The sequence below is a fragment of the Psychrobacter glacincola genome, from assembly GCF_965118485.1.
In the GTDB taxonomy this organism is placed as follows: domain Bacteria; phylum Pseudomonadota; class Gammaproteobacteria; order Pseudomonadales; family Moraxellaceae; genus Psychrobacter; species Psychrobacter glacincola_D.
Window position 1 is genome coordinate 38,112 of record NZ_CBCPJH010000004.1, and the last position, 21,799, is coordinate 59,910.

11 protein-coding genes are annotated in these 21,799 nt (G+C 42.5%); 5 read left to right on the plus strand and 6 right to left on the minus strand.

What is annotated here, in order from left to right:
* The first annotated feature begins 172 nt into the window (after positions 1–172).
* From ACMHKH_RS01850 to recD, 3 genes are all read left to right on the plus strand, one after another.
* The gene (locus ACMHKH_RS01850; RefSeq protein WP_413518983.1) at positions 173–4,672 is read left to right on the plus strand and encodes an exodeoxyribonuclease V subunit gamma; all 4,500 of its coding nucleotides are present in this window, start codon (positions 173–175) and stop codon (positions 4,670–4,672) included.
* A 72-nt stretch (positions 4,673–4,744) separates the two neighbouring features.
* Positions 4,745–9,196, plus strand: coding sequence for a UvrD-helicase domain-containing protein (locus ACMHKH_RS01855; RefSeq protein ID WP_413518984.1), 4,452 nt, complete (start codon positions 4,745–4,747; stop codon positions 9,194–9,196).
* A 76-nt stretch (positions 9,197–9,272) separates the two neighbouring features.
* Positions 9,273–11,489: an exodeoxyribonuclease V subunit alpha gene (recD, locus tag ACMHKH_RS01860; RefSeq protein WP_413518985.1), complete on the plus strand. Its 2,217-nt coding sequence runs from the start codon at positions 9,273–9,275 to the stop codon at positions 11,487–11,489.
* Positions 11,490–11,580: 91 nt separating this feature from the next.
* On the opposite strand, the gene ACMHKH_RS01865 is transcribed toward recD, so the two are convergent.
* The 4 genes from ACMHKH_RS01865 to ACMHKH_RS01880 all read right to left on the minus strand — a co-directional run bounded on the left by ACMHKH_RS01865 (position 11,581) and on the right by ACMHKH_RS01880 (position 16,415).
* Positions 11,581–12,144: a hypoxanthine-guanine phosphoribosyltransferase gene (locus tag ACMHKH_RS01865; protein WP_413518986.1), complete on the minus strand. Its 564-nt coding sequence runs from the start codon at positions 12,142–12,144 to the stop codon at positions 11,581–11,583.
* A 102-nt stretch (positions 12,145–12,246) separates the two neighbouring features.
* A complete protein-coding gene (locus ACMHKH_RS01870; protein ID WP_413518987.1) occupies positions 12,247–12,915 on the minus strand; it encodes a hypothetical protein in 669 nt (222 codons plus the stop codon).
* Positions 12,916–13,235: 320 nt separating this feature from the next.
* Positions 13,236–14,879: a DUF3482 domain-containing protein gene (locus tag ACMHKH_RS01875; RefSeq protein WP_413518988.1), complete on the minus strand. Its 1,644-nt coding sequence runs from the start codon at positions 14,877–14,879 to the stop codon at positions 13,236–13,238.
* 96 nt (positions 14,880–14,975) lie between these two features.
* Positions 14,976–16,415 (minus strand): DUF2868 domain-containing protein, encoded by a 1,440-nt coding sequence (locus ACMHKH_RS01880; protein WP_413518989.1) that lies wholly within the window; start codon positions 16,413–16,415, stop codon positions 14,976–14,978.
* Between the two features lie 474 nt (positions 16,416–16,889).
* On the opposite strand from ACMHKH_RS01880, the gene ACMHKH_RS01885 reads away from it, so the two are divergent.
* Both ACMHKH_RS01885 and ACMHKH_RS01890 read left to right on the plus strand, forming a co-directional pair.
* On the plus strand, positions 16,890–18,377 hold the full coding sequence (locus ACMHKH_RS01885) for a nucleobase:cation symporter-2 family protein (RefSeq protein WP_413518990.1): 1,488 nt from the start codon (positions 16,890–16,892) through the stop codon (positions 18,375–18,377).
* Between the two features lie 313 nt (positions 18,378–18,690).
* Positions 18,691–19,449 (plus strand): SDR family oxidoreductase, encoded by a 759-nt coding sequence (locus ACMHKH_RS01890; RefSeq protein ID WP_413518991.1) that lies wholly within the window; start codon positions 18,691–18,693, stop codon positions 19,447–19,449.
* A gap of 57 nt (positions 19,450–19,506) precedes the next feature.
* Here ACMHKH_RS01890 and ACMHKH_RS01895 read toward each other — a convergent pair whose 3' ends face one another.
* Positions 19,507–20,994 carry a bifunctional 2-methylcitrate dehydratase/aconitate hydratase gene (locus tag ACMHKH_RS01895; RefSeq protein ID WP_413518992.1) on the minus strand — a complete coding sequence of 496 codons (1,488 nt, stop codon included), beginning with the start codon at positions 20,992–20,994 and terminating at the stop codon, positions 19,507–19,509.
* 142 nt (positions 20,995–21,136) lie between these two features.
* A complete protein-coding gene (locus tag ACMHKH_RS01900) occupies positions 21,137–21,727 on the minus strand; it encodes a GNAT family N-acetyltransferase (RefSeq protein ID WP_413518993.1) in 591 nt (196 codons plus the stop codon).
* Positions 21,728–21,799: the final 72 nt, after the last annotated feature.

A 21,799-nucleotide genomic window follows, 5' to 3' on the forward strand; every position in this document is an offset into this window, starting at 1 on the left:
AAGTAGGTAACGATCACGAAACATGGATTGCGAGTACTCTTTGATTAATAGCTTAATCGCTATTAATGTGTATTAATTAAAAAGTGAACTTGCATACAACTCTATAGCAATCAGTTATGTCACATTACGCCGCTTAACTATTTATCCTATTAATTCAATCAGACTATCCTCTATGTTTACAATTATACAATCCCACCGTACCGAAAATCTCGTTGACCAGCTTCTTTTGCAATATCAGTCCAAGAATCAACCTGTTTTTGAGCCTTTTATTGTCATTGTGCCTTCAATGGTACTGGGTGATTGGTTGGATAAAACCATTGCGAGCCGTGCAGGTATTAGTACCTTGGTGCGTACTAAATTTTGGGGTCAATATCAGTGGACACTGATGCAGGATGTGTTAAGCCGGCATAACGCACATTTATTAGAGCAGAACCCTGAAGCGGTCACTTTAAATGTGCCTGAGGTTGCCGTATTGTCGCTAACGGTGATGCAGTGGCGATTATTTGGCTATTTGACCTACTATCAAGAATCAATTGTTAAAGATGGAAAACATCCGGTTCATCCATTATTAGCGTCTCTAATTGATGAGTCGAAAGAAAGTGCCCAAAAAGACACTGTACGACAAGACAATGTATCGCAAGATAAAGCGCAACAAGATGCGCGTATTTGGCAGCTGGCAAGTGATTTGGCGAGAGTGTTTAACCGCTATTTAACCCATCGTGAAGATTGGTTGGCGTTATGGTCACACAACAAACCGCTTAATGTGGACGAGTTGATAGCAGATAAAGATGCCTTGTCATTGCGCTTTGATAAATATGCGCGCGGCACGCCTGAGTGGTTGGTTGAGCATTATGCCGAGTTAGAAATTGCTCAGCGCTTTTTGTGGTCGCATTTATTTGCGGATGTGCATCAGCACCGGGTGGTATTGGAAGAGGTGTTTTGGCAAGCACTAAAAGACAACAGTGCTAATGAGCGTAGCCAATTACCCAAAGTTCTGCGTATTTTCACCATTCAGCAGCTACCACAGACCGAGCTCGACTTTTTGCAACGCTTATCGAAATATATGGATATCACGCTATTACACTACAACCCATCAAAGCTATTTTGGGCAGATATTGTTGATAAATCTTGGCTACAGCGTCAACAAATTATTAATCCTGAAAGTGTATTTTTACGTGATTATGGTCATAGCTTGCTATCACGTTTGGGCAAACAGTCGCGCGATACCTTTGCGATGCTTGCCAACTTGTCGGGTAATGAACAATATCAGGATGCGCTTGTCGAGTGGCAAGATAGCTTTGGTGCTGGCGAGAACGGCTATGATGATTTGTATGATGAGTCTAGTCTGAGCTTTGACGATAGCGTCTATGATGCTGATGTAAGTGGCAATTCTCAAACTGCGCAAAACAGTCCAAGCTTACTTAGACGTTTGCAAAACGATGTATTGATGCTTGATGAGACATCTACCCAACAAGCGACGGCTGCAAAAGTTTCGCAGGAGATGACTAAGCAAATAGAGTTAGGCTTTAATGAAGAGCAGGAAATACCATGGTATGAAGATGAAGCGTTAGAGAATAAACGCTTTGAAAAAGACCGTTTTTGGGCAATGTCTGCGCAAGATAATAGCCTAAGCATCCATTCGTGCCACAGTTTGCAACGTCAGCTTGAAGTGCTGCGGATTATGATTGGGCACTGGCTAAACGAACCTATCAGAACTGGTGAGAAAAAACGTCATATATCAGACATTGTTGTCTTGCTACCTGATGTTGAGCGTCATCACGCATTGATCAGCTCTATTTTTGTCAATGGTAAAGGTCAAGATGGTTTGACCCTGCCTGCCAAAGTCACGGGCGTTGTCGATGCAGATATTCGTCAATTATGGGAAGCTATTGTTGGTTTTTATAAGCTATTAGGCAGTCATAGCGCACGTTTTGAAGCGGCTGAGGTCTTAGACTGGTTGATGCTAGCGCCTTTGTTTGAAAGTTTTGGATTAACACGCGAACAAATGAGCCGCGGTTGCGATTTGTTGGTAGAGGCGGGCTTTATCCGCGGCTTTGATGAGTTACATCTTAAGCAGACCCTAGATAGTAATGACTTTGATTATCGATTTAGTTTTGCGCAAGCGCTAGATAGGTTAACCTTAGGTCTGATTATGCCAGAGGCCAGTTTGAGCGATTGCTTATATCCCTTAGCGCAGGAAGATTGGCCAAGTACTGCTTTGCCAGAAATGAGCTTGCCGCTGCCGCAAGTGAGCTTAAACGATGCGATGATTGTTGAGGCTCTTTGCCGTATTTATGCCGGCTTGACCGCACGCCGCGACGACCATACACAAAAAATGAAAGCAGAAGACTGGCTCGATCAGATTGAAACCCAAGTCATTCATCGTTACTTTGGCGATGTTGATCAAACTCGTACGATGCGCGCCATTTATAACGCTATGAACGGTTTTAAATCCAGTTTACGCGCTAACCGTCATTATAGGCAGTACTCTAGCGGAGATAGCGCTAACAAAGAGGTAGAGCAAAAGCTGGCGGGTGTTGAGCAATTGCCGCTAAAGCTTAGCTTTATGCTAGATAGTATTGAGGCGGAGCTTGAAAGTCAGCAGGTCAGTGCTGAGCCGACAGGTGTCATTACCTTTGGTAAATTTGGCGCATTAAGGAATGTACCTTTTGACTTGGTGATCATGCTGAATATGAACCTCTCTGAGTTTCCTGGTCGTGACCGTGATAATCGCTATGATTTGATGAAAGCGACCAACGCCCGTCGCGGTGATAGAGTCAGTGAAGACGATGATAATGGGGCATTTTTAGATGCGCTGCTGTGCGCGCGTAGTGCTTGCTGGATATTCTATAATGGTCAGAGCCTGACGGACACTCATGAACACCTACCAGCCAATCCCGTCAGTGAGTTATTACAGTTTTTGCAAGGTGAGATACAATGGCAGGTGAAATCGCTCGAAACATTGGATATGTTGCCTGAGAACATTGACTCAACTACCGAGAGCCTCAGGCGCTATTTGCATAAGCTGATTAAACAGTGGCTGTTGACTGAGCATCCAGCATTGCCTTTTCATGAGAGTCTGTTTGAAACAAAGGTTGAAGGCGATAATTTTTCTGAGCAAGCGCCTAACCCTATTACAAAAGATGCGATTCACGATACTGAAGACAATAGCACTGTTGATATCGCCGATGAGTTAGATGCTCTCTTAAGTAAGGCCATGCACAAAACCAAGTTGGCACAAAAAAAGCAGTTTCCGCCTGCGCCGCTCTGGCAAGCTGTGTTTGATACCTTAAAGGGGCGAGTATCTAGCGAGCATCCACAGCTGGTAGGCTTACCGACAAAAGCGCAATATGAATCAATTGCTCAGCTACTTGGTCAAGGTTTGGGTCAGCTGGGACAAATAGATAGTTCAGTCTTTGCTGCATTAATTGATATGTTAGCGCTAGATAGTGCTATTGATGTCAGTAACACTGGTAGTGGTAGCGATATGAATGAGACAAGTATCAAAACAGCGTTTGATAGCGTATTTAATATTGGAGAGATAGATATTGAAGGGATGCTCGCCTACCAAGTTCGCCACCCTGCCAAGACCTTTTTACGTAGCCAAAAGGTGCATGTGGTGCAAGGCGAAGAGGCAATGGCGCATCAAGAGCCGCTGTTTTTGGACAGTTTAACCACCTATCAAATTAAAGAGCATTTGATAAATACACTGGGCAATGATGCTACTGATAAGAATGCTCATGGCGAGGCCAAAAAAGACAGTCAAATTTTGATGTATCAAAAAATCATGCCAGCCGGTGTGGCTCGCCAAACCACGTTGCCCAATCAACAACAAAAACTGCAACAGCAATGCCTAGAGTTCAAAGAGCAGTTAGTTGCTAATGGCTTTGATGAGGCTGGAGAAGGTAGTATAGGTAGTTTGCAGTTATTGACGCCAACCTCTGAGCACCCTGTTCAGATAGAGCTGGCAGCTGTGCTAAATCGTACTGACAATGAGTCACTATTTAAGCTACTACCTAAAATTATTAAGATAAAAGGCTCAGTACCAGTATTAGTGCCGATAAATAACCGTAACAGACGCTCTCATCTACAGGCTGGCGTGTCCTATGCCGAGCAATCACCTAAACAGTGGTTAAACATATTACCTAATTCTGCCAGTCCTAGGCATTTACTTAAATTTTGGTTATCACATCTGTATTGGCAAATTGCCAGACGCACCACTGCTGAGCAAGTTGCATTAAATGATGGTGTGAGCATTTGGCGCTTTAATAAGTCCAGCTCGCAAGTTGATAAATATAAAGATTTCATCGCGTTTAAACTAAGCCCTATCGTATATGAAGACGCAGTGGCTGAGCTAATCAAATGGGCAATTTTTGCCAAGCTATCTGGTCAAGTGCCTATTACGTTATTGCCGGAATATGCACTCAGTTATCTTGATAAGTATCTAAAAGCTGAAGGTGGCAGCTATTGGCCAAAGCGAGCAGACTTCTCAGATTGGTTAAGACCTAGCTATTACTCAGATACAGTCTACGATAGCTGCTCGCAACATGCTATTTGGCAATACTTACTGCGTGACCAAGATGCGTTTAAAACGCTATCAGCAGCGTTAACTACCTTAGCGCAGCCGCTGTATGAGCCAATGTTTGCTGCACTAGACGGTTTAGATGGCTGACAAATATCAAGCTAAGATGGCTGATTTTTAGCCGATTAATTTCATAGATAATAATAAAAAGTGTACGCGCATATGACTGATTTTACCGATACAAGCGATATCGTTGATATATCTATACAGGCCTACTCATCTGATGACTACCTAGATGAGTCACATAACCCATTCGATACGCCTGAGAGTGACGCTATGATTGAGCAGAAGGCAGATGTGATACCGGCGGTTGATGTTGAGCTGAAGGGGCGGCATCTTATCGAAGCGTCAGCTGGCACAGGCAAGACTTGGACACTAACTGGCATTATGCTACGGCTGCTTATTGAAGCGCGGCGCGCACCAGAGCAAATCATTGCTACCACCTTTACTCGAGCCGCTGCAGCTGAGATGCGTCAGCGTATCCACGACCGTTTGGTGGATTTTTATCAATTATTGCAGTGGGTTAATAGCCTGAGTGCTGACGCCAAAAATAAAGATGCCTTGTATCCTAACGTATTGCAGGTGACGCCTGAGACGGCTAACGATAAAAAAATAAGCAAGGATTTAGACGTTGAGACAGGTGTTAATGAACTCAATCAAGACATTGGCTATGATCAACAATATGATAAACAAATCGCGGCTGAAAAACGTGCACAGGCAAAAAAAGAACGTGAGTGCTGGTTAGTAGAACAGGCTAAGTACGTTCGCTTAGATAGCACTATGGAAGACCCTATTAATCTGCATTTGATTGGGTTTTTGCTTGACCATGTACATAGTTATCCAACGACTGAGGCCATTCGACGCACTGCGTTAGTACTAACCACTTTGGATAAGCTGTTTGTAGGCACGCTTGATAGCTTGGCGCAAAAGTGGTTGATCGAATACAGTAGTGAGACCGGTCATCAGCAAGGTATGGCCATTATTGAAGACAGTAGTATCGAGCAAGTTACTGACAGTATTATTCATGATGAGCTGCGGCAGTTCCAAAGCAAACTGTATCATGAGCAGCCCAAATTATATGCCTTGCTGGATCAGCAAGGAAAACTGACTGCAGTTAGTGATCATAAAAAATATGTCACTCGTTCGCTTAACTTTATTTCAGCACCTATTGATGAGGTTGTAGTTAGTAATTTTTCTTTTGAGGGTTATGAGAGGCTTATTAGTAGTATCTTTGAGCACAGCCATGAGCTTGATGCTTTTTTTAAGCCTAACGGCGAGTATTATGAGGTTCCAAAAGGTCAGTTGCTAAACAACAGAGGTTCTTGGCCAAAAATCATCCAAACATTAAAAGATTCTGGTCCAGCCGCTTACAAGTCTATATCAGACACAAAGAATCATACAGGAAAGTTGATTCAGGCTTTTCAGAAAACTGATGATATAGGCAAGCAGTTCTATAAGCCAAAAGATGGTGAAAGAGTCAATTTAATATTTAACGAGTTGCAAGTCGTTCGTGACTTTAAACGGTATATCGAAGAAAGTGAAAAACTTGATAAGTATATAAACACTGTTTTAGCCAATCTTAATCGTCATATCGTGCTTGCAGTACGTGATAGATTACCGGTCATCTTAGAAGAGCGCGGTGAAACTACCTTTAGTTTACAAATGGTGCGCTTAAATCAAGCGTTGACCGGTAGGCAAGGAGAGAAGCTGGCACGCTATATTCGCCATCATTATCCGGTTGCTCTGATTGATGAGTCGCAAGATATCAATGGCGAACAAGCCATTATGATTGAAAGTATTTATTTGCCAAAAAATAAAGGTAAGCAGTCAACACCCAATAAAGCCAGTCATGAGTTTTTACTCTTAGTTGGTGATCCAAAGCAGGCTATTTACGGCTTCCGTGGCGGTGATGTGGCCAACTATAACTACATGAAAGCCCAGTTTGAGCAAAGCAGTCTTTGGACGCTCGATATTAACCGCCGCTCAAATGCTGGTGTGATTAATGCACTAAATTGCTGGTTTGGTATGCCAATGGTGAAGACTACTGAGAATAAACTGGCACAATTAGGTAGCAGTATTTACTATCAGCATATCAAAGCTACGAAGTCAGAGAACCAGCTGTCATGGTTTAATGAGCCAGCTGCTCAAAGCAGCAGCTTAGTGACTGAGATACTCTCTGCCCAGCCAGTGAGCTTATTACACCTACCTTATGACAAAGATAAAGAGCTTGAGTACGATGAGCATGAAATCACGGCGCGTCATATTGCGACTTTACTCGGTAGTGGTCAGACTTTAACAGGTAAAACCATTCAGCCCAGTGATATCGGCGTGTTGGCGCGTACTAAAAAAGACTTAAAACGCGTTGAAGACGAGCTCGTTAAGCTTAATGTCCCAACCTTGACCACCAGTGATGTCAGTATCTTTGAAACCATCATGGCAGAAGATGTGGCGGCGCTGCTCAGTGCCATGCTATATCCATATCGTCATGACATGATTAATCGGGTTTTGACTAGCCATCTGTATGGACTAAGTATCAAAGACGTCAAAGCCATGATGACTGACCATGAGTCAGGAGTTACGGAGAGTAGTAGCTTGAGTAGTGCTAGTACGAAAGTGATTGATAATAAAGCGAGCTATCAAGACTTTATTACTTATCTAAAACAAGGGGCTCAAAACTGGCAGCACTTTGGTATCTTGTCGGCACTGCATTACTTATTAGATAAAAATCCCGTACAGCCGCAAGGCGTTTGGCAAGCCTTAGCGTCTCATCCAGAAGGCGCTCGTCACATCATGGATTTGCGTCATATGATGGATGTCTTGGCGCAGCATGGCATCGGCATGGGTGAGCATGAACTATTGGCGTGGTTTAGACAAAATATAGATGCTGCTCCTAATAGCGATTGGGCTAAGCAATACCCGCTACCGACTGAGTCTGGCGTGCAGCTGATGACCATTCATAAGTCAAAAGGGCTTGAGTTTCCCATTGTCTACGTATTGGGTATGGGCGATGCCAGTAGGCAGTCGGGTAACAAAGAAGATTATGGCTTGTATTTATATAATGCGCAACAAGCTCCTTCGATGCTAGTACAGCAATCGACAGAAAGCCAATCAACGGGAAATCAGCGTCGTTTCTCACCTGTAAAAGGCTCTGCGAGCACAGAAGGCTATTACACTGATATCGAGACAGAAGAGGATTTTGATGAGCTCCGACGACTTGGCTATGTGGCTTTTACTAGAGCCAGTGAGCAGCTTTATATAGTGTTACGAGATCCTAGTGGCACAAGAGATATGGGTCGTAAGCCTGTGTTTTATTGGTTTGATTCATTAGAGGCAAAATTTGATTTGCCTGATAGGCTCAAAGGCACCATAGGTATGATTCGAGGGCATCATGTTAATGATTTTTATAACAGTTACCATGACAATAAAGATGCTAATGCAGTAGGCTTAGCGGGTAACATAACGCTTACCACCGCTAAGCCTATAACAGAGACTATTGAGTATGCTGATTTTTCAGAGGTCATGAAAACAGATTACTTTTATGGTTGGGCTAAGACTAGCTTTACGGCTTTAGCTCGTCAGCTAGATGAATCTACACAAGCGTTAGCTGTTGTGGATGAACGTATGGATGATGCCTTAGATATTGATATAACAGAGTCGGCAGTATCGTTCACTAGTAAAGATTCTCTTAAACGGGTTAGTGATTTGAGTTTGAAACCAGAAGATGATATCCGTTTTACTTTCGTGAAAGGTGCCAATGCCGGTACATTTTTGCATGAGATATTTGAAAAAATTGATTTCAATAATAAATCGCAGTGGTCTCAGGTGATTGATAGAGCGGTTAGTAGTTATCAGCTGCCTCTGGTTTATAGTAGCGCTGAACAGCAAGGACGACTATTACAGTCAAAGAATAAAGAAAATAGCCGTCCGTTCGATATAGACTTAATAGATGCTACCAAACATCAGGCATTGATTGACTGGATTGAAGAGGTGCTACAGGCGCCGCTATTAGCGTCCAATCAACCACTACAATCTATCAATGCAGAACAGCGATTTGCTGAATTAGAGTTTAATATGGGGCTATCAGAGCGCTTTAAAGCGCAAGATATCAATAGACTCTTTCAGCAATATCTTCCAAATGAAGTGGACAAGCACGTTAATCTTATTCCACAAAATAAAACGCAGCTGTATCGTTATCTACGTGGCGAAATTGATTTGGTGTATGAGCATGCTGGCAAGTATTACGTTGTCGATTATAAAAGTAATTTTTTAGGTAATAGCCTAAGCAATTACGACGAAAGTACACTTAAGCAAGCCATGTCCAAAGCGGGATATTGGCTACAGGCAGCGATCTATCAAGTGGCATTACATCGCTTCCTTGCAATGAGGATTGGTGATTATGTAGGTAATGAAGAAAAGTACCTTGGGGCTGTTGAATATGTCTTTTTACGGGGCGTGTATGACTCAGACTCTCGAGCGGCTGCCAATGTATCACAAGACGTTAATGAGCCTGATAATAGCCGCTCAATGCGCAATGAACGCTATGGATTAGTCACTTGGGATATTCCAGTTGATTTTATTAAGGCCTTAGATGCGTTGTTTGGGTTGCCAGATTAGCGGGCTATAAATAACGAATTAAATGAATAATAACCATGCTAGCGATTACCTGGGCAATAATAGAGACAAGCATACTATGAGTAAAAATAACAATAAGAGCAGCGCGGCAGTGAGCTTACAAGAAAGCTGGGCTAGTAACATCAGTGACTATATTTTGCTGCGCCGTCAGCAAACGCATGTAGCGTATAGCACAACTGACATAGCGGATAACATTGATAGCAAACAAGTCGATAAAAATGAAGAAAAAGGTTTGTTTACTGCTTTATTCGTTATGTTGGCAACTCACCTGGAAGAGGGGCATACCGTCTTAACAATTGAGGTGGCTGAGGATGAGATACCGCTACAAGGTCAAATCAATGGCGATTTGGTCACTCTGTATACTTGGCAGCAGCAATTACTACAAATGCTAGCAGCGCCAATCCTAGCATTGATTGACACTCGAATAGAGACGCAGCTAGATGATAATTTTACAGCTGAAGCTGAGTCGTCATTATTTGTCTTGCTAGACATTATGTTTGCCAAGCGCGATCAGCTATGGGCGCAGCTAGCACTTACTAATCATGAAAAAGAGATACTGATTAAACGTTTTGATACAGTTGTTATGCTTTACCAGCTATTGAAAAACACGGATTTAACCTCTTTTATTCAGATAATTCATCAACAGACTTTATTTATTGACGTTAATTCTAATGCCAATACTATTAGTGATGAATATAAAAATAGCCTAAGTAAAATAAATAAACCCATAATATACAAAATAACTAAAAAGCAAAACAACAACAAACCAAAAGTTTCATTAACTTTTTGGCTACATCGCTCGTGGCAAGCAGAATTTAATTTAGCGCAGCGGATTAGTAGTATTTTAAATCAAAAAATAAAACCCCTAGAAATATTAATGCCAGAAAATTTAAAGGAGCAGCAGGTAGCGGCTATCAATGTGGCTAATAACAATGCTTTTAGTATTATTACTGGCGGACCAGGTACAGGAAAGACTTATACCGTTGCTCAGTTAGTGATTGCGCTGCAACAAGCTGCAGAGAGTGGGGGTGATGAGTATAGACATATTAGGTTCAGTACTGACAGTGCCAGTTTAGCGTTAGCGGCACCAACTGGTAAGGCTGCCCAGCGAATGCAGGAGTCTTTACAGGCGGCTCTAGATGCAGCAAATGTACAGCTACAATTGCAAGAAGCTAAGACCATTCATCGCTTGTTAGGCATTGGTCGGACGGGTAGACCTCGTTATGATGCCAAAAACCCACTCGGCGAAGATATTATCATCGTTGATGAGGCGTCTATGCTCGGAGTTGAGTTGGCGAATCATCTTGTAAGTGCAGTGAAGCCAGGTGCCAGACTGATACTGTTGGGAGATGCGAACCAGTTAGCAGCGGTAGATGCAGGAGCAGTGCTGGCTGACTTGTGCCGCATTCCATTATTAAAGCACATACATGCAGAGCTAACAGAGAGTCAACGATTTAGCGCAGACTCAGGTATTGGGAAGCTCGCTTATCAAATCAATCAGGCAGAGACCGATACTCAAGCTATTTGGCAGTTATTAAAACAGGACGCGGCGCTAAGTTTTCAGTATATAAATACGATACAAGTAGAGGGTATTATAGATAATAAAATAAAAAATAGCCTAAGTAATGATAAAATTATTTCAAACCTCGCATTAAACTACCATCCATATATAAATAAAATTAAGAATTTACTAAAGAATCCAATAGAAAAATCCATGCCAGAATCAATAAAAAGTACAATTGCCTCATTAACGCAAACGTTTAACCAGTTTAGAATTTTAAGTGCGGGTCATAATGGTGAATGGGGTGATCATTACATCAATAACCATCTCACTCAGTGGCATCTTGCAGAGCTGAAGTTGCCGCTCGGTCAAAACACATGGTTCCATGGTCGTCCCGTTATGGTGCTACAAAACAACTATGAACTTGGATTGTTTAATGGTGATATTGGTTTTTGCCTTCAAACAACAGATGAGAGAAGCCGACTTGAAGTGTTCTTTGAGAACAAAACACAAGGGATTGCCGTCAATTTGCTAAATGAAGAGGTTATTGCTACGGCATATGCGATGACCATTCATAAATCACAAGGTTCAGAGTTCGAGCATGTGGCCATTACTTTTGATAATAGTCATGCAAGGCTTTTGAGCAAAGAACTTATCTATACGGCTGTGACACGTGCCAAAAAACAGGTGTCAATATATAGCACCAAACATGCCTTTGAAAAAGCCGTCCAGACACCGACTGAGCGCCATACGGGTTTGGCATTGCAGTTTTAAGTTAATATGGATTACGTGTATTATCAACAAGCAATAAAAAAGCACCCAATGGGTGCTTTTTTATTATGCTATAAATTTAACCAAAGGCTAATTAAACCTTATCTTCTTTAATCGCATAGATACCAGGTAGATGACGCAAGTAACCATGGAAATCCATACCACAGCCATAAACATAGCGATCAGCAACGTTGATACCAACAAAATCCACATCAAAACCTTTAACTTTACGATCATGTTCTTTATTAAGTAGAACACAAGATTCAATCGACAATGGATTTTCTTTGCTCAGTTCTTCGACGACTGCTTTTAGGGTGATGCCTTCATCAAAAATATCGTCTATCAATAATACATGCTCACCAGCAAGATTTACATCAGGCTTAAACTTCCAATCAAGCTCATTCGTACCTGCGTTATCGCGATAGCGTGAAGCGTGGATATAGTGCATGCGATGATAAAAGGTTAGATGAGTCAATAGTTGACCGGCTGGGATAAGACCGCCATTCATAACAACCATAACAATCGGGTTTAGACCAGCATAGTGCAGGTTAAGCTGTGCGGCCAAGCGCTCATAAGCGGCAGCAACTTCGATGCTGCTGATTAGACATTCTGAATTGCGTAATGTTTTTTCAATTTCTTGATTGCTGATTTGGGTCATCGGATGCGCCTTCGGTAAAAAGTGCCGCTTATCTTAGCAAATTTTCGGGAATATGCCCAACACCATCTGTCTTTTGGGACAAAATTAATTAAATACGGGTACTTATTCTGGTTTTTCTACGATAAAAGGGCGGTAATAGTTCGCTAAACGGTTTAATGATTTATCGGGCAGGTCCGGTAATAGCTTATTTAACGCCATACTCATGCCTTTATCAATCGCCGCTTTGGCAACCGGTACCGATTTACGCTTAATCATACCAAGTTTTAAGGTATCAGCAAAACGGCTGATAAAATGAGTCAACGTCTCTTCGTTCATCGTTTCAAGAGCTATCTTAAAGGTTTTGGTATCCACGTTTTCAGGCGTAATGGCTGCAAAACCTTTTTGTATGATAGCGGTATCTTGTTCGGTGAGCTTAAATCCCACACGTTTTAAACCTTCATTATCAATAAAAGTAGCGTGATCTCTCAAAAAATGAAAACTTGGCATGACTTCTTCGTTGTTCTCTTTACCCAGTAAAATATTGAGTAGTGTATCGGTCGCACGCTCAATAGTCGCGACAATTTTACGCATAGATGCTTGACGCTCAGGATTTGGAATAATCTCAACCAGACCAACTAGCAAATTATCGATCAAATCGCGTGCAGTTTGGTGAGTCAATGCATCTCGATAAGGGTAATAGTCAGTCTTTGTATCTGATGCAATGACTTGTTCTGCCTCAATGATTAATGCTTTCAATTTATCTGAAGGTACAAACCCAAAATAATGCGCCATCGTGCTTCCTTTGTTTGTTGTTTTTCATAATTAATTAGCATTACATTCTTCGTTAAAGTTAAATAAGCTGGCAATTAAAAAATCACCATATCATATGCTGACTAGTGACGTGTACTAACGATAGAATGCAAAACCATTGTTAATGGATAATAATATTACAGAATTTCTCTAAAATGAGTATGGGCGGCTAGATGACCAACCGCAGACCAATTTACCATATTTTTCATATTCTAAATTTAAAAGCTTGAACTTATCAGGCTAACTATTATTTACTCATTTATATATGATATAAATGGCGCTATTTTCTAAATACCAGTCTACTAACGCTGATATGAAGATAGCTTACTTGCCAGCGACCATGCCATATCCGCTCTTAGCAACTGCGCTTGTTCAGACTTGCCGCTACTGAGTGATGACCATTGTGGCTTACCGCGCGCTTTTTTTAGCTCACTTGGTAATTTATGCGTCGCCCATGGCGTGATGGCGTTACCATTATCATCATTATTGTCACCCATTGATGACTCACCATTATATATCAGCTGGGTCGCGTCTGTTGCTGCGTGCCCGCGGTGACGTAGCGCAGTGAGTAAATCTATTGCCCGAGTGGCTAACAAGGTCAGTGTTGCAGGGTCGATATATAAACGCTTAACTCCTGATATCTTGTCAGCGATACTGCTAGTGTTGGAGAGTAATCCACCTGCGATGCCGCCGATAGCAGCGCCCAATCCTAAGGTTGTACCAAGTGCTGCCGCATCAATACCTAGTCCTAGTAGCGCGCCAGCTGCTGCGCCAGAAGTGGTGCGAATACCATAACTTTTAAGCAGCTCAGGGTCGAATGGGTCTTGCTGATAGGCTTGCAGCTCAAGTGGGGTTGCCGCTACGGCATTGTCATAGAATTTATATAAATTTAGTAAATTATGCTGCATGGCACGTTCACTTTGTCTGACGGCTGCTTGCATTTGCTGCAGTACGGGCATTGGATCATCGTCTTCACCAATCTCTCGCACAAAGGCGGCAACATTCAATAAGAAATCGGCAATGACGATATTGGCTTCATCATAGAGCTGCGCCCAATTCTCTGTCCTCCGCGCCATCAGTTGTTCAAGCATCTCAGAGTGGGTGAGCATAGTGGCAAGATTCTGCCATAGGCGCATCTCATCGTTAAATTCAAAAGCAACAGAATCAAAACGCGTCGAGATGTGCAGATTACGTCTTGCCAGCATGGTCTGCCATTCATCGATATTAGCATCTTGAGCGTCAGTGAAATTAAATACTGGCATAACAGGAATCGCCGCCCAAGATAAAATGGCTAATTCATCCCTATATTTACCAAGTACTGGCTCGCGGGCATCAACGACATAGATTGCCATATCACTTGCCAGCAGCTGCCGAATGACTTTTGCCTCTTGGCTATAATCATAATTTTGTGAATAGCTTGGTGATTTATAGTTATTTGAGGCGCTAACCACAGCATGGCTATCATCTCTATTATCACTATGCGCGATATCAGACGCCAAAAACTGTTGTAAGCGCTCAATACCATCACGGCGACTGGCAGTATTATCCTCAAGCCAATCCATCAGACCAGAGGCATCCTCTAAACCTGGGGTGTCGTATAGGGCGACCAATACTTCACCAGTTTGGTTGTCTGTTAGTTGCGCACGCTCCACATGACGAGTAGTTGCCGCCTCATTTTTTACTTCACCAAAATAAACGTCACGTAATAGCGTACGCAATATAGAGGTTTTACCGGTATTGGTATGACCAACGACCGCCAGCTTTAGTGGTTCACCACTAGCGATGGTTTTTTTGATTGTTCTGTGACTGGCTTCTGTTTCACTTGATAACGTAGTTAATTCATACGCTTTATCAGCAACATCCACAGACGAGCTATCAGTTTTTCGCAGACTGTATTGCCCGTTGCCATCTTTATTGTTGTATTGATTATTATTGTCATTATTCATAATAGAATCTTATATTTATTAGTAATATCAAAAATACCATAGCCACTAATTTAACCCTAGCAATCAAACAGCCATTTAGCTATTATTCAATATTGATCAGTTATTAATCAGACCAATATTACGAGCAGATAAGGCAGTTTGCCATTGCTGATAGCGTACATTCCGTTTTTCTAAACTGGTACTTGCATTTAACGGGTCTAATATATTGCCATCTAGAGCATCATTATTAACATTAACATTGCTCTCTTTCGGGCTACTATCGTTTAAGAGTTGCACAATCAATCCATGTTTGGCGTGACTGGCAATTTGATCCAGTTTGCGCAGCGTGCCGCGGTCAGGCAGTGCTTTAAAATGAATACCTAGTAACACCTGTACCGGATGCGCATCTAAGTAAGTGCTTAACCGCGCCATATCATCACGATCATCAACGATACCGAAATTCTCAATATTAGTTACCTCAGTAATGTTTTTACTAAGTTCTGTAAGTCCTGACTGCCACCAGCGCTCTTGCTGCGCTGGATACTCTAGTAACGCCACCAGTTTCTTGCCAGCACTGACTTGAGCTTTTGGGGCGATAGGCGTGGGCGCGGCTTTAGCTGATTTAAAGTCATCGGTATCCACTACATGACGCTGCCAGAAATTAAGGATTTTTTGATAATAAGGCAGTTTGATATCCAAACGCATTTTTTTGCGGCGGAACATCAATGCACAAAATGCCCATGCAAACGCGCGCGGGACAATACCATACATCAGCAAACTACCAATCAATAAACCCGCCCACTGCCGTGCGACTGATAATGGCATAGCGTCAGTGACCAACCGACTTTGTATGATAGCCGCGTCATTGGGCACATCAAAGCCTACCATACTCGGTAACCAGCCAAGCACGTGAGTCAAGGTAATCAGCGACTGATCGGATAGCAGGGTTGACTCCCAGCTAAAGCTATATTGACGCACAATCAGCAAAAATATAATCGCCAGTAGCATACCAGTCAAAGTAGCAAGCCATAACTGATGACTGAACCTACCCAAGTACCAACGCATACCGCTATGTTGCAGCTGGCGCTCATATAGATTGACCGCGGCTTTGGTCACATCGTCTTTACCACGTATTAGATAGCTGGGACTGACAAAACTGGCAAACCAATTTGAAGACTGCTTACCTTGATTGATGAGCGTCATGACCAGCCAGCCCAAAAGCATCAGGCTATGAAAACCAAGCAAACAAACCAAGACATAAAAGAAGTTCACCACGTTGGTTTGGAGTAAGGTAAATAGCCCTAAGAATCCTGATAAACACCAGACCACACTCATCACAACCATAATGCCTTTTATGCGCCCGTCAATCTTAGCGAGTACACTAGACAGTGCGCCATTACTGTCTATCCGTGAGGCGCGGCGATACAGTTTTTGTAATGGTTTGCCGTCCTCATTTTGCAGCTTTTCAGTGATAAGTAATGGGTCAATGGCAAAGACATGCTGGTCAGTCTCAAGTAAACGTACCAGTTCAGTCAATTGGTCTTGGGGCGATAGCATAGTCTGATATCCATAATTAATGAAAAATGTCAAAATATGTTGAAAGTTTATAATTAATAAGTCATGTTTATCGGTGTAATTATGTTTTTTTTGAAAATACCGTTGTCAATCTTGCCTAAATTTGCTTTACTAACAAAAAAACCTGACCATATGGTCAATTATAGCTAGCAGTTATCTCAAATAAGCGTTATGCTAAAAACACATTAGAATCCTGCTTCAACTTTTAACCAAAGCTTTCTATTCATTCTAATGTCAAATTCAGATTATACCCAGCGCTATATACGGCTATAAATAAAGATAGCCACATAGCTGGAAATAACGAAGGTAAGCAGATAAAAAGGGCAGTACGCCTTTTTAGTAGTAATGGATACATAGAGCGTTTGTTTTTAGAACATTTTGAGTCCCACGCTAGGGGTTGTCTTAGAGCAAGCCTACAACATATTAACAACAGAACACGAAGGACGGCTATTTAATATGGATATTAAATCTACTTCTCAATCGGCAGTTATCCGCCCAGAAGATGAAAATTTGGGTGTTGGCGCAAATATTGCTTACGGCTTTCAGCATGTACTGACCATGTACGGTGGTATTATTGCTGTACCGCTCATTGTTGGGCAGGCTGCTGGATTAACGCCCGCTGAAATTGGTTTGTTAATTGCCGCCTCGTTATTTATTGGTGGTCTTGCTACTCTATTGCAAACCATTGGTGTGCCATTCTTTGGTTGTCAGCTGCCACTGGTACAAGGTGTATCGTTTGCGAGTGTTGCCACTGTAGTTGCAATTGTGACAACGGGGGGCGGACTACCTTCGGTATTTGGTGCTGTCATTGCCGCCTCTGCACTGGGCTTCTTAATTACGCCTATTTTCTCCCAGATTATTAAATTTTTCCCGCCATTAGTCACCGGCACCGTCATTACCACTATTGGTTTAACCTTGATGCCAGTCGCTGCTCGCTGGGCAATGGGCGGCAACAGCAAATTACCAACCTTTGGTAGCATGACCAATATCGGTCTTGCTGGCTTCACGCTAGCGATGGTGTTATTACTAAGCAAACTAGGTAATGCTGCTATCAGTCGCTTATCAATCTTATTAGCGATGGTTATTGGCACCTTTGCTGCTTGGGCGTTAGGCTTGGTTGATTTCTCTGGTGTTACCACAGGTTCTATTTTTGCTTTCCCAACACCGTTCCATTTCGGCATGCCAACCTTTGAGATTGCAGCCATTATCTCAATGTTTATCGTCGTATTGGTTATTTTGGTTGAAACGTCAGCAGACATCTTGGCCGTTGGCGATATTATTGAGACGGATATTGATTCAAAACGTCTAGGTAATGGTCTACGTGCTGACATGATAGCCAGTATGGTTGCACCGATCTTTGGTTCATTCACTCAAAGTGCTTTCGCTCAGAACGTAGGTCTAGTTGCAGTAACGGGCGTTAAGAGCCGTTTCGTAGTGGCTTATGCTGGTATTATCTTAGTTGTTTTAGGCTTGATGCCAATTATGGGTCGTGTTATCGCTACCGTTCCTACTGCAGTATTAGGCGGTGCTGGTATCGTATTGTTTGGTACCGTTGCAGCCAGTGGTATTCGTACCCTTGCACAAGTAAGCTACACCAACAATATGAACCTTATCATTGTTGCGACTTCTATTGGTTTCGGTATGTTACCGATTGCAGCTCCAGCATTTTATGATCAATTCCCAGACTGGTTCGCAACTATTTTCCATTCAGGTATCAGCTCGGCTGCTATCATGGCGATTGCACTAAACTTGCTATTTAACCACTTAAAAGTTGGTAACTCAGACCAACAGTCAGTATTCGTTGCTGGTACAGAAGACCGCTCGGTACATCCTACTGTTCTCATGGATTTAACTGACGGTGATTATTTCAGCGAAGGTAAATTGTTCGATGTAGACCATAAAGAAGTACCTGTTGTGGTTGTAGAGAAACAATCTGCACATTAACCTTTATTACTGTACTGAGCATTGTTAAAAATGAGCAAGACTTAAGCTAAAATATTAATATTTAAATCTTTACTAGCCGCCCATTATTGAGGCGGCTTTTTATTACTCAAAATTTTAATAAAATGTCGTTTTTTAGGTGATATTAAGTACCTTAGTAAGGGATATTAATTAGACACAACAGCCTCATAGAAAATGTTAAAAAATTCAGTCAAACTATAAATAATTAGTAGGCTGAGTTTTATTAACAATAGCCACCGAAAAAAATCAATAAAAACTAAGCCATAAAAAAGTCATAAAAAAGGAGCAACCCATTATGAACGCTAAAATTTATCTGGTGATTGGCGGTACGGGCGGTATTGGTAAAGCCATCGTTGAGCAATTGGTTAATAAAACGGCTAACCATACTGAAAAAAACACTCATGTATTTGCAACTTACTATAAGAATGTTCCTGACTTTGAAGCGGACAATTTGCATTGGCTACCTATGGATATCTGCGACGAGCAGAGCATCAAACAAGCGGTTGAGACGATTGCACAGCAAACTGACCATATCAACTGGGTGATTAACTGTGCAGGACTGCTACACAGCGGGACGCAGCAACCAGAGAAAGCTCTGCGTCAGGTTGAGACTGATTTTTTCTTAAAGAATATGCAAGTCAATGCGTTGGCAAGCCTACTTATTGCCAAGCATATTAGACCACTATTGGCAAAAGCTGAGCGCAGTAATGACAAGCCAGCTATTTTTGCAACGATATCGGCAAGGGTAGGTAGTATCAGTGATAATCAGCTTGGCGGTTGGTATAGCTATCGTATGAGTAAAGCGGCGCTCAATATGGGTATGAAAAACCTAAGTATTGAGTGGAGTCGCTCGCTGAAAGATATGTGCGTGGTAGTCATGCAGCCGGGCACCGTTAATACCCAACTATCAGCACCGTTCCAGAGCAATGTGGCTGACGAACAGTTATTCTCGCCAGCCTACAGTGCTGAATGCTTGCTTGAGGTACTCAGCAAGATGAATGCGAGCCAATCAGGCAGTTTTGTCGATTGGGCAGGAGAATCGATACCTTGGTAAGCTTTAAAGTAAGCACTTCTTTAAAACGATTAAAAATTAATAGGATCAACAGACAATTTAATAAGTTACAAACAAATCCATAAACTCGTTTACCGGCGTTTGCTCTAAGCGCGACTGATCGCTACATAGTGCAAAAATCTCTGTACAGCGACTGTCGATAAACCGCGTGGCAAGACTGGCACGAAACTTAGCTTCTAATATCGGCAAGCCTTCAGCGCGGCGGCGTTTATGACCGATAGGGTACTCAATCGCGACCTTGTCGGTACTACTGCCATCTTTAAAGAATACCTGTATCGCATTGGCAATCGAGCGCTTGCTGGGATCATGATAGTCTTTCGAATAACCGGCATCTTCTTCAACCACCATCTTACGACGTAGACCATCAATCAAAATATGATGCTCGGCATGATAGTCGTCTTCATAATTTTCAGCCATCAAATCACCGGTCAGTAAAGCCACTGCGACCATATACTGCAAGCAATGATCTCGGTCGGCAGGATTGGATAGCGTGCCTTGTTTGGAGATGATGCGAATAGCGGAATCATGTGTAGTTAAGACGATTTTATCAATGTCCTCAATTTGGTCATCAATACGTGGATGCAAGATAACGGCCGCCTCACAAGCAGTCTGCGCATGGAACTCAGCAGGGAAGCTTAGCTTGAATAAGACATTTTCCATGACATAACTGCCAAAATCGCGCTGAAAGGTAAAGCGCCGCTCGTTTTCAGGCTTAAGCGCTAAGTCCTTATTGGTATGACTAAACAGCACATCGTAAAACCCCCACTGCGGCGCAGTCAATGCAGAGGGAATACCCATCTCGCCGCGGCGCGTGATATCGACCAAACGTACGGCGCGACTGGTCGCATCACCTGCTGCCCAAGACTTGCGGCTACCGGCATTGGGTGCATGACGATAGGTACGTAACGCTTGACCATCAACGATCGCTTGAGAGATGGCTACCATAACACGCTCATGCGGTAGTTTATAAAGCTTAGCAACCACGGCGGTCGACGCTAACTTGACTAAAAATACATGATCAAGACCCACACGATTAAAGGAGTTGTCTAGTGCCAACACCCCTTGAATCTCGTGCGCCATAATCATGGCTTCTAACACCTCTTTCATGACAAGTGGCGCACGACACTGACTGATATAATCAGCTACTGCCAAAATCGCGCCTAAATTGTCAGAAGGGTGTCCCCATTCGGCAGCGAGCCAAGTGTCATTGTAATCAAGCCAGCGCACGATACAGCCGATATCAAAGGCCGCTTTTATAGGGTCAAGGCGGTAGGAGGTGCCGGGGACACGTGCGCCATTGGGCGTTATTTGATCGACGCAATCAGGACCTAAATGCTTGGTACATTCAGGGAAGCGTAACGCTAGTAGTCCGCAGCCAAGCGTATCCATTAGGCAGTAGCGGGCGGTATTCCAAGCATCAGCACTATTGGGTGAGTCGTTATCTATAGAATAATTGAGTACGTAATCAGCGATTTTTTCAATCTCACTGTCATACTCTGGTCGGACATTACTTTCGACATTGGACATAATCTTTACCTCTTCCTTGAGTCAGATATGTAAGAAACTTATCAATCCTATTACGAATCAATCAGTATGATATCAAAAATAGCATACTCACAATCGAACCACAGTGAAGTAGTGTAAGACTTGCCTAGAAGCTCACGCGATATTAAACCATCAAATATAGTAAGCCGATAATAAACAATACCGCCATTATCAATAGCAAAAAACTAAGAATATTGCTTGCCTTGCCTGAGCCTTCACTTTTTACTTTAACCTTTTTGATTATCGGTAAAACCATAGTGACATGCTCAATACCGTCATGAAAATAATGCTCACCTTCAGGGATAAAACCAAGAGACTGGTAAAAGTTTATTAAATAGGTCTGGGCTGAGATGATAATGGGTTTTTTACCGTATTTTTTACGGCAGTATTTAATAGCCTCTAACATCATCTGTCGGGCGACACCATCGCCGCGATGTGCTGCCAACACCAGCACTCTACCAATCGAGGGTATAGGACCTGATGGAGTGACGACGGATTTTTTGGTATTAAAAACAGGCGGAATGATGCGGCAATAGCCAATCAGCTGCTCGTTTTGGTGCGCAACCAGATGTAAGCAGTCAAAATCAACCTCATCCATGTCTTGATACGGGCAGTTTTGCTCCACCACAAATACTTGCGAGCGCGCTTTTAAAATGTGATAGAGATCAACGGAGGTCAGTTCATCAAAGGTTTTTATGGAAAATTCACAGGTCATAGTCAAATAGCTTCTAACGATTTAAAGGGTTGTCATAGGATAGTAAAAAGAGAGTAATTAAGAATAGTGCAT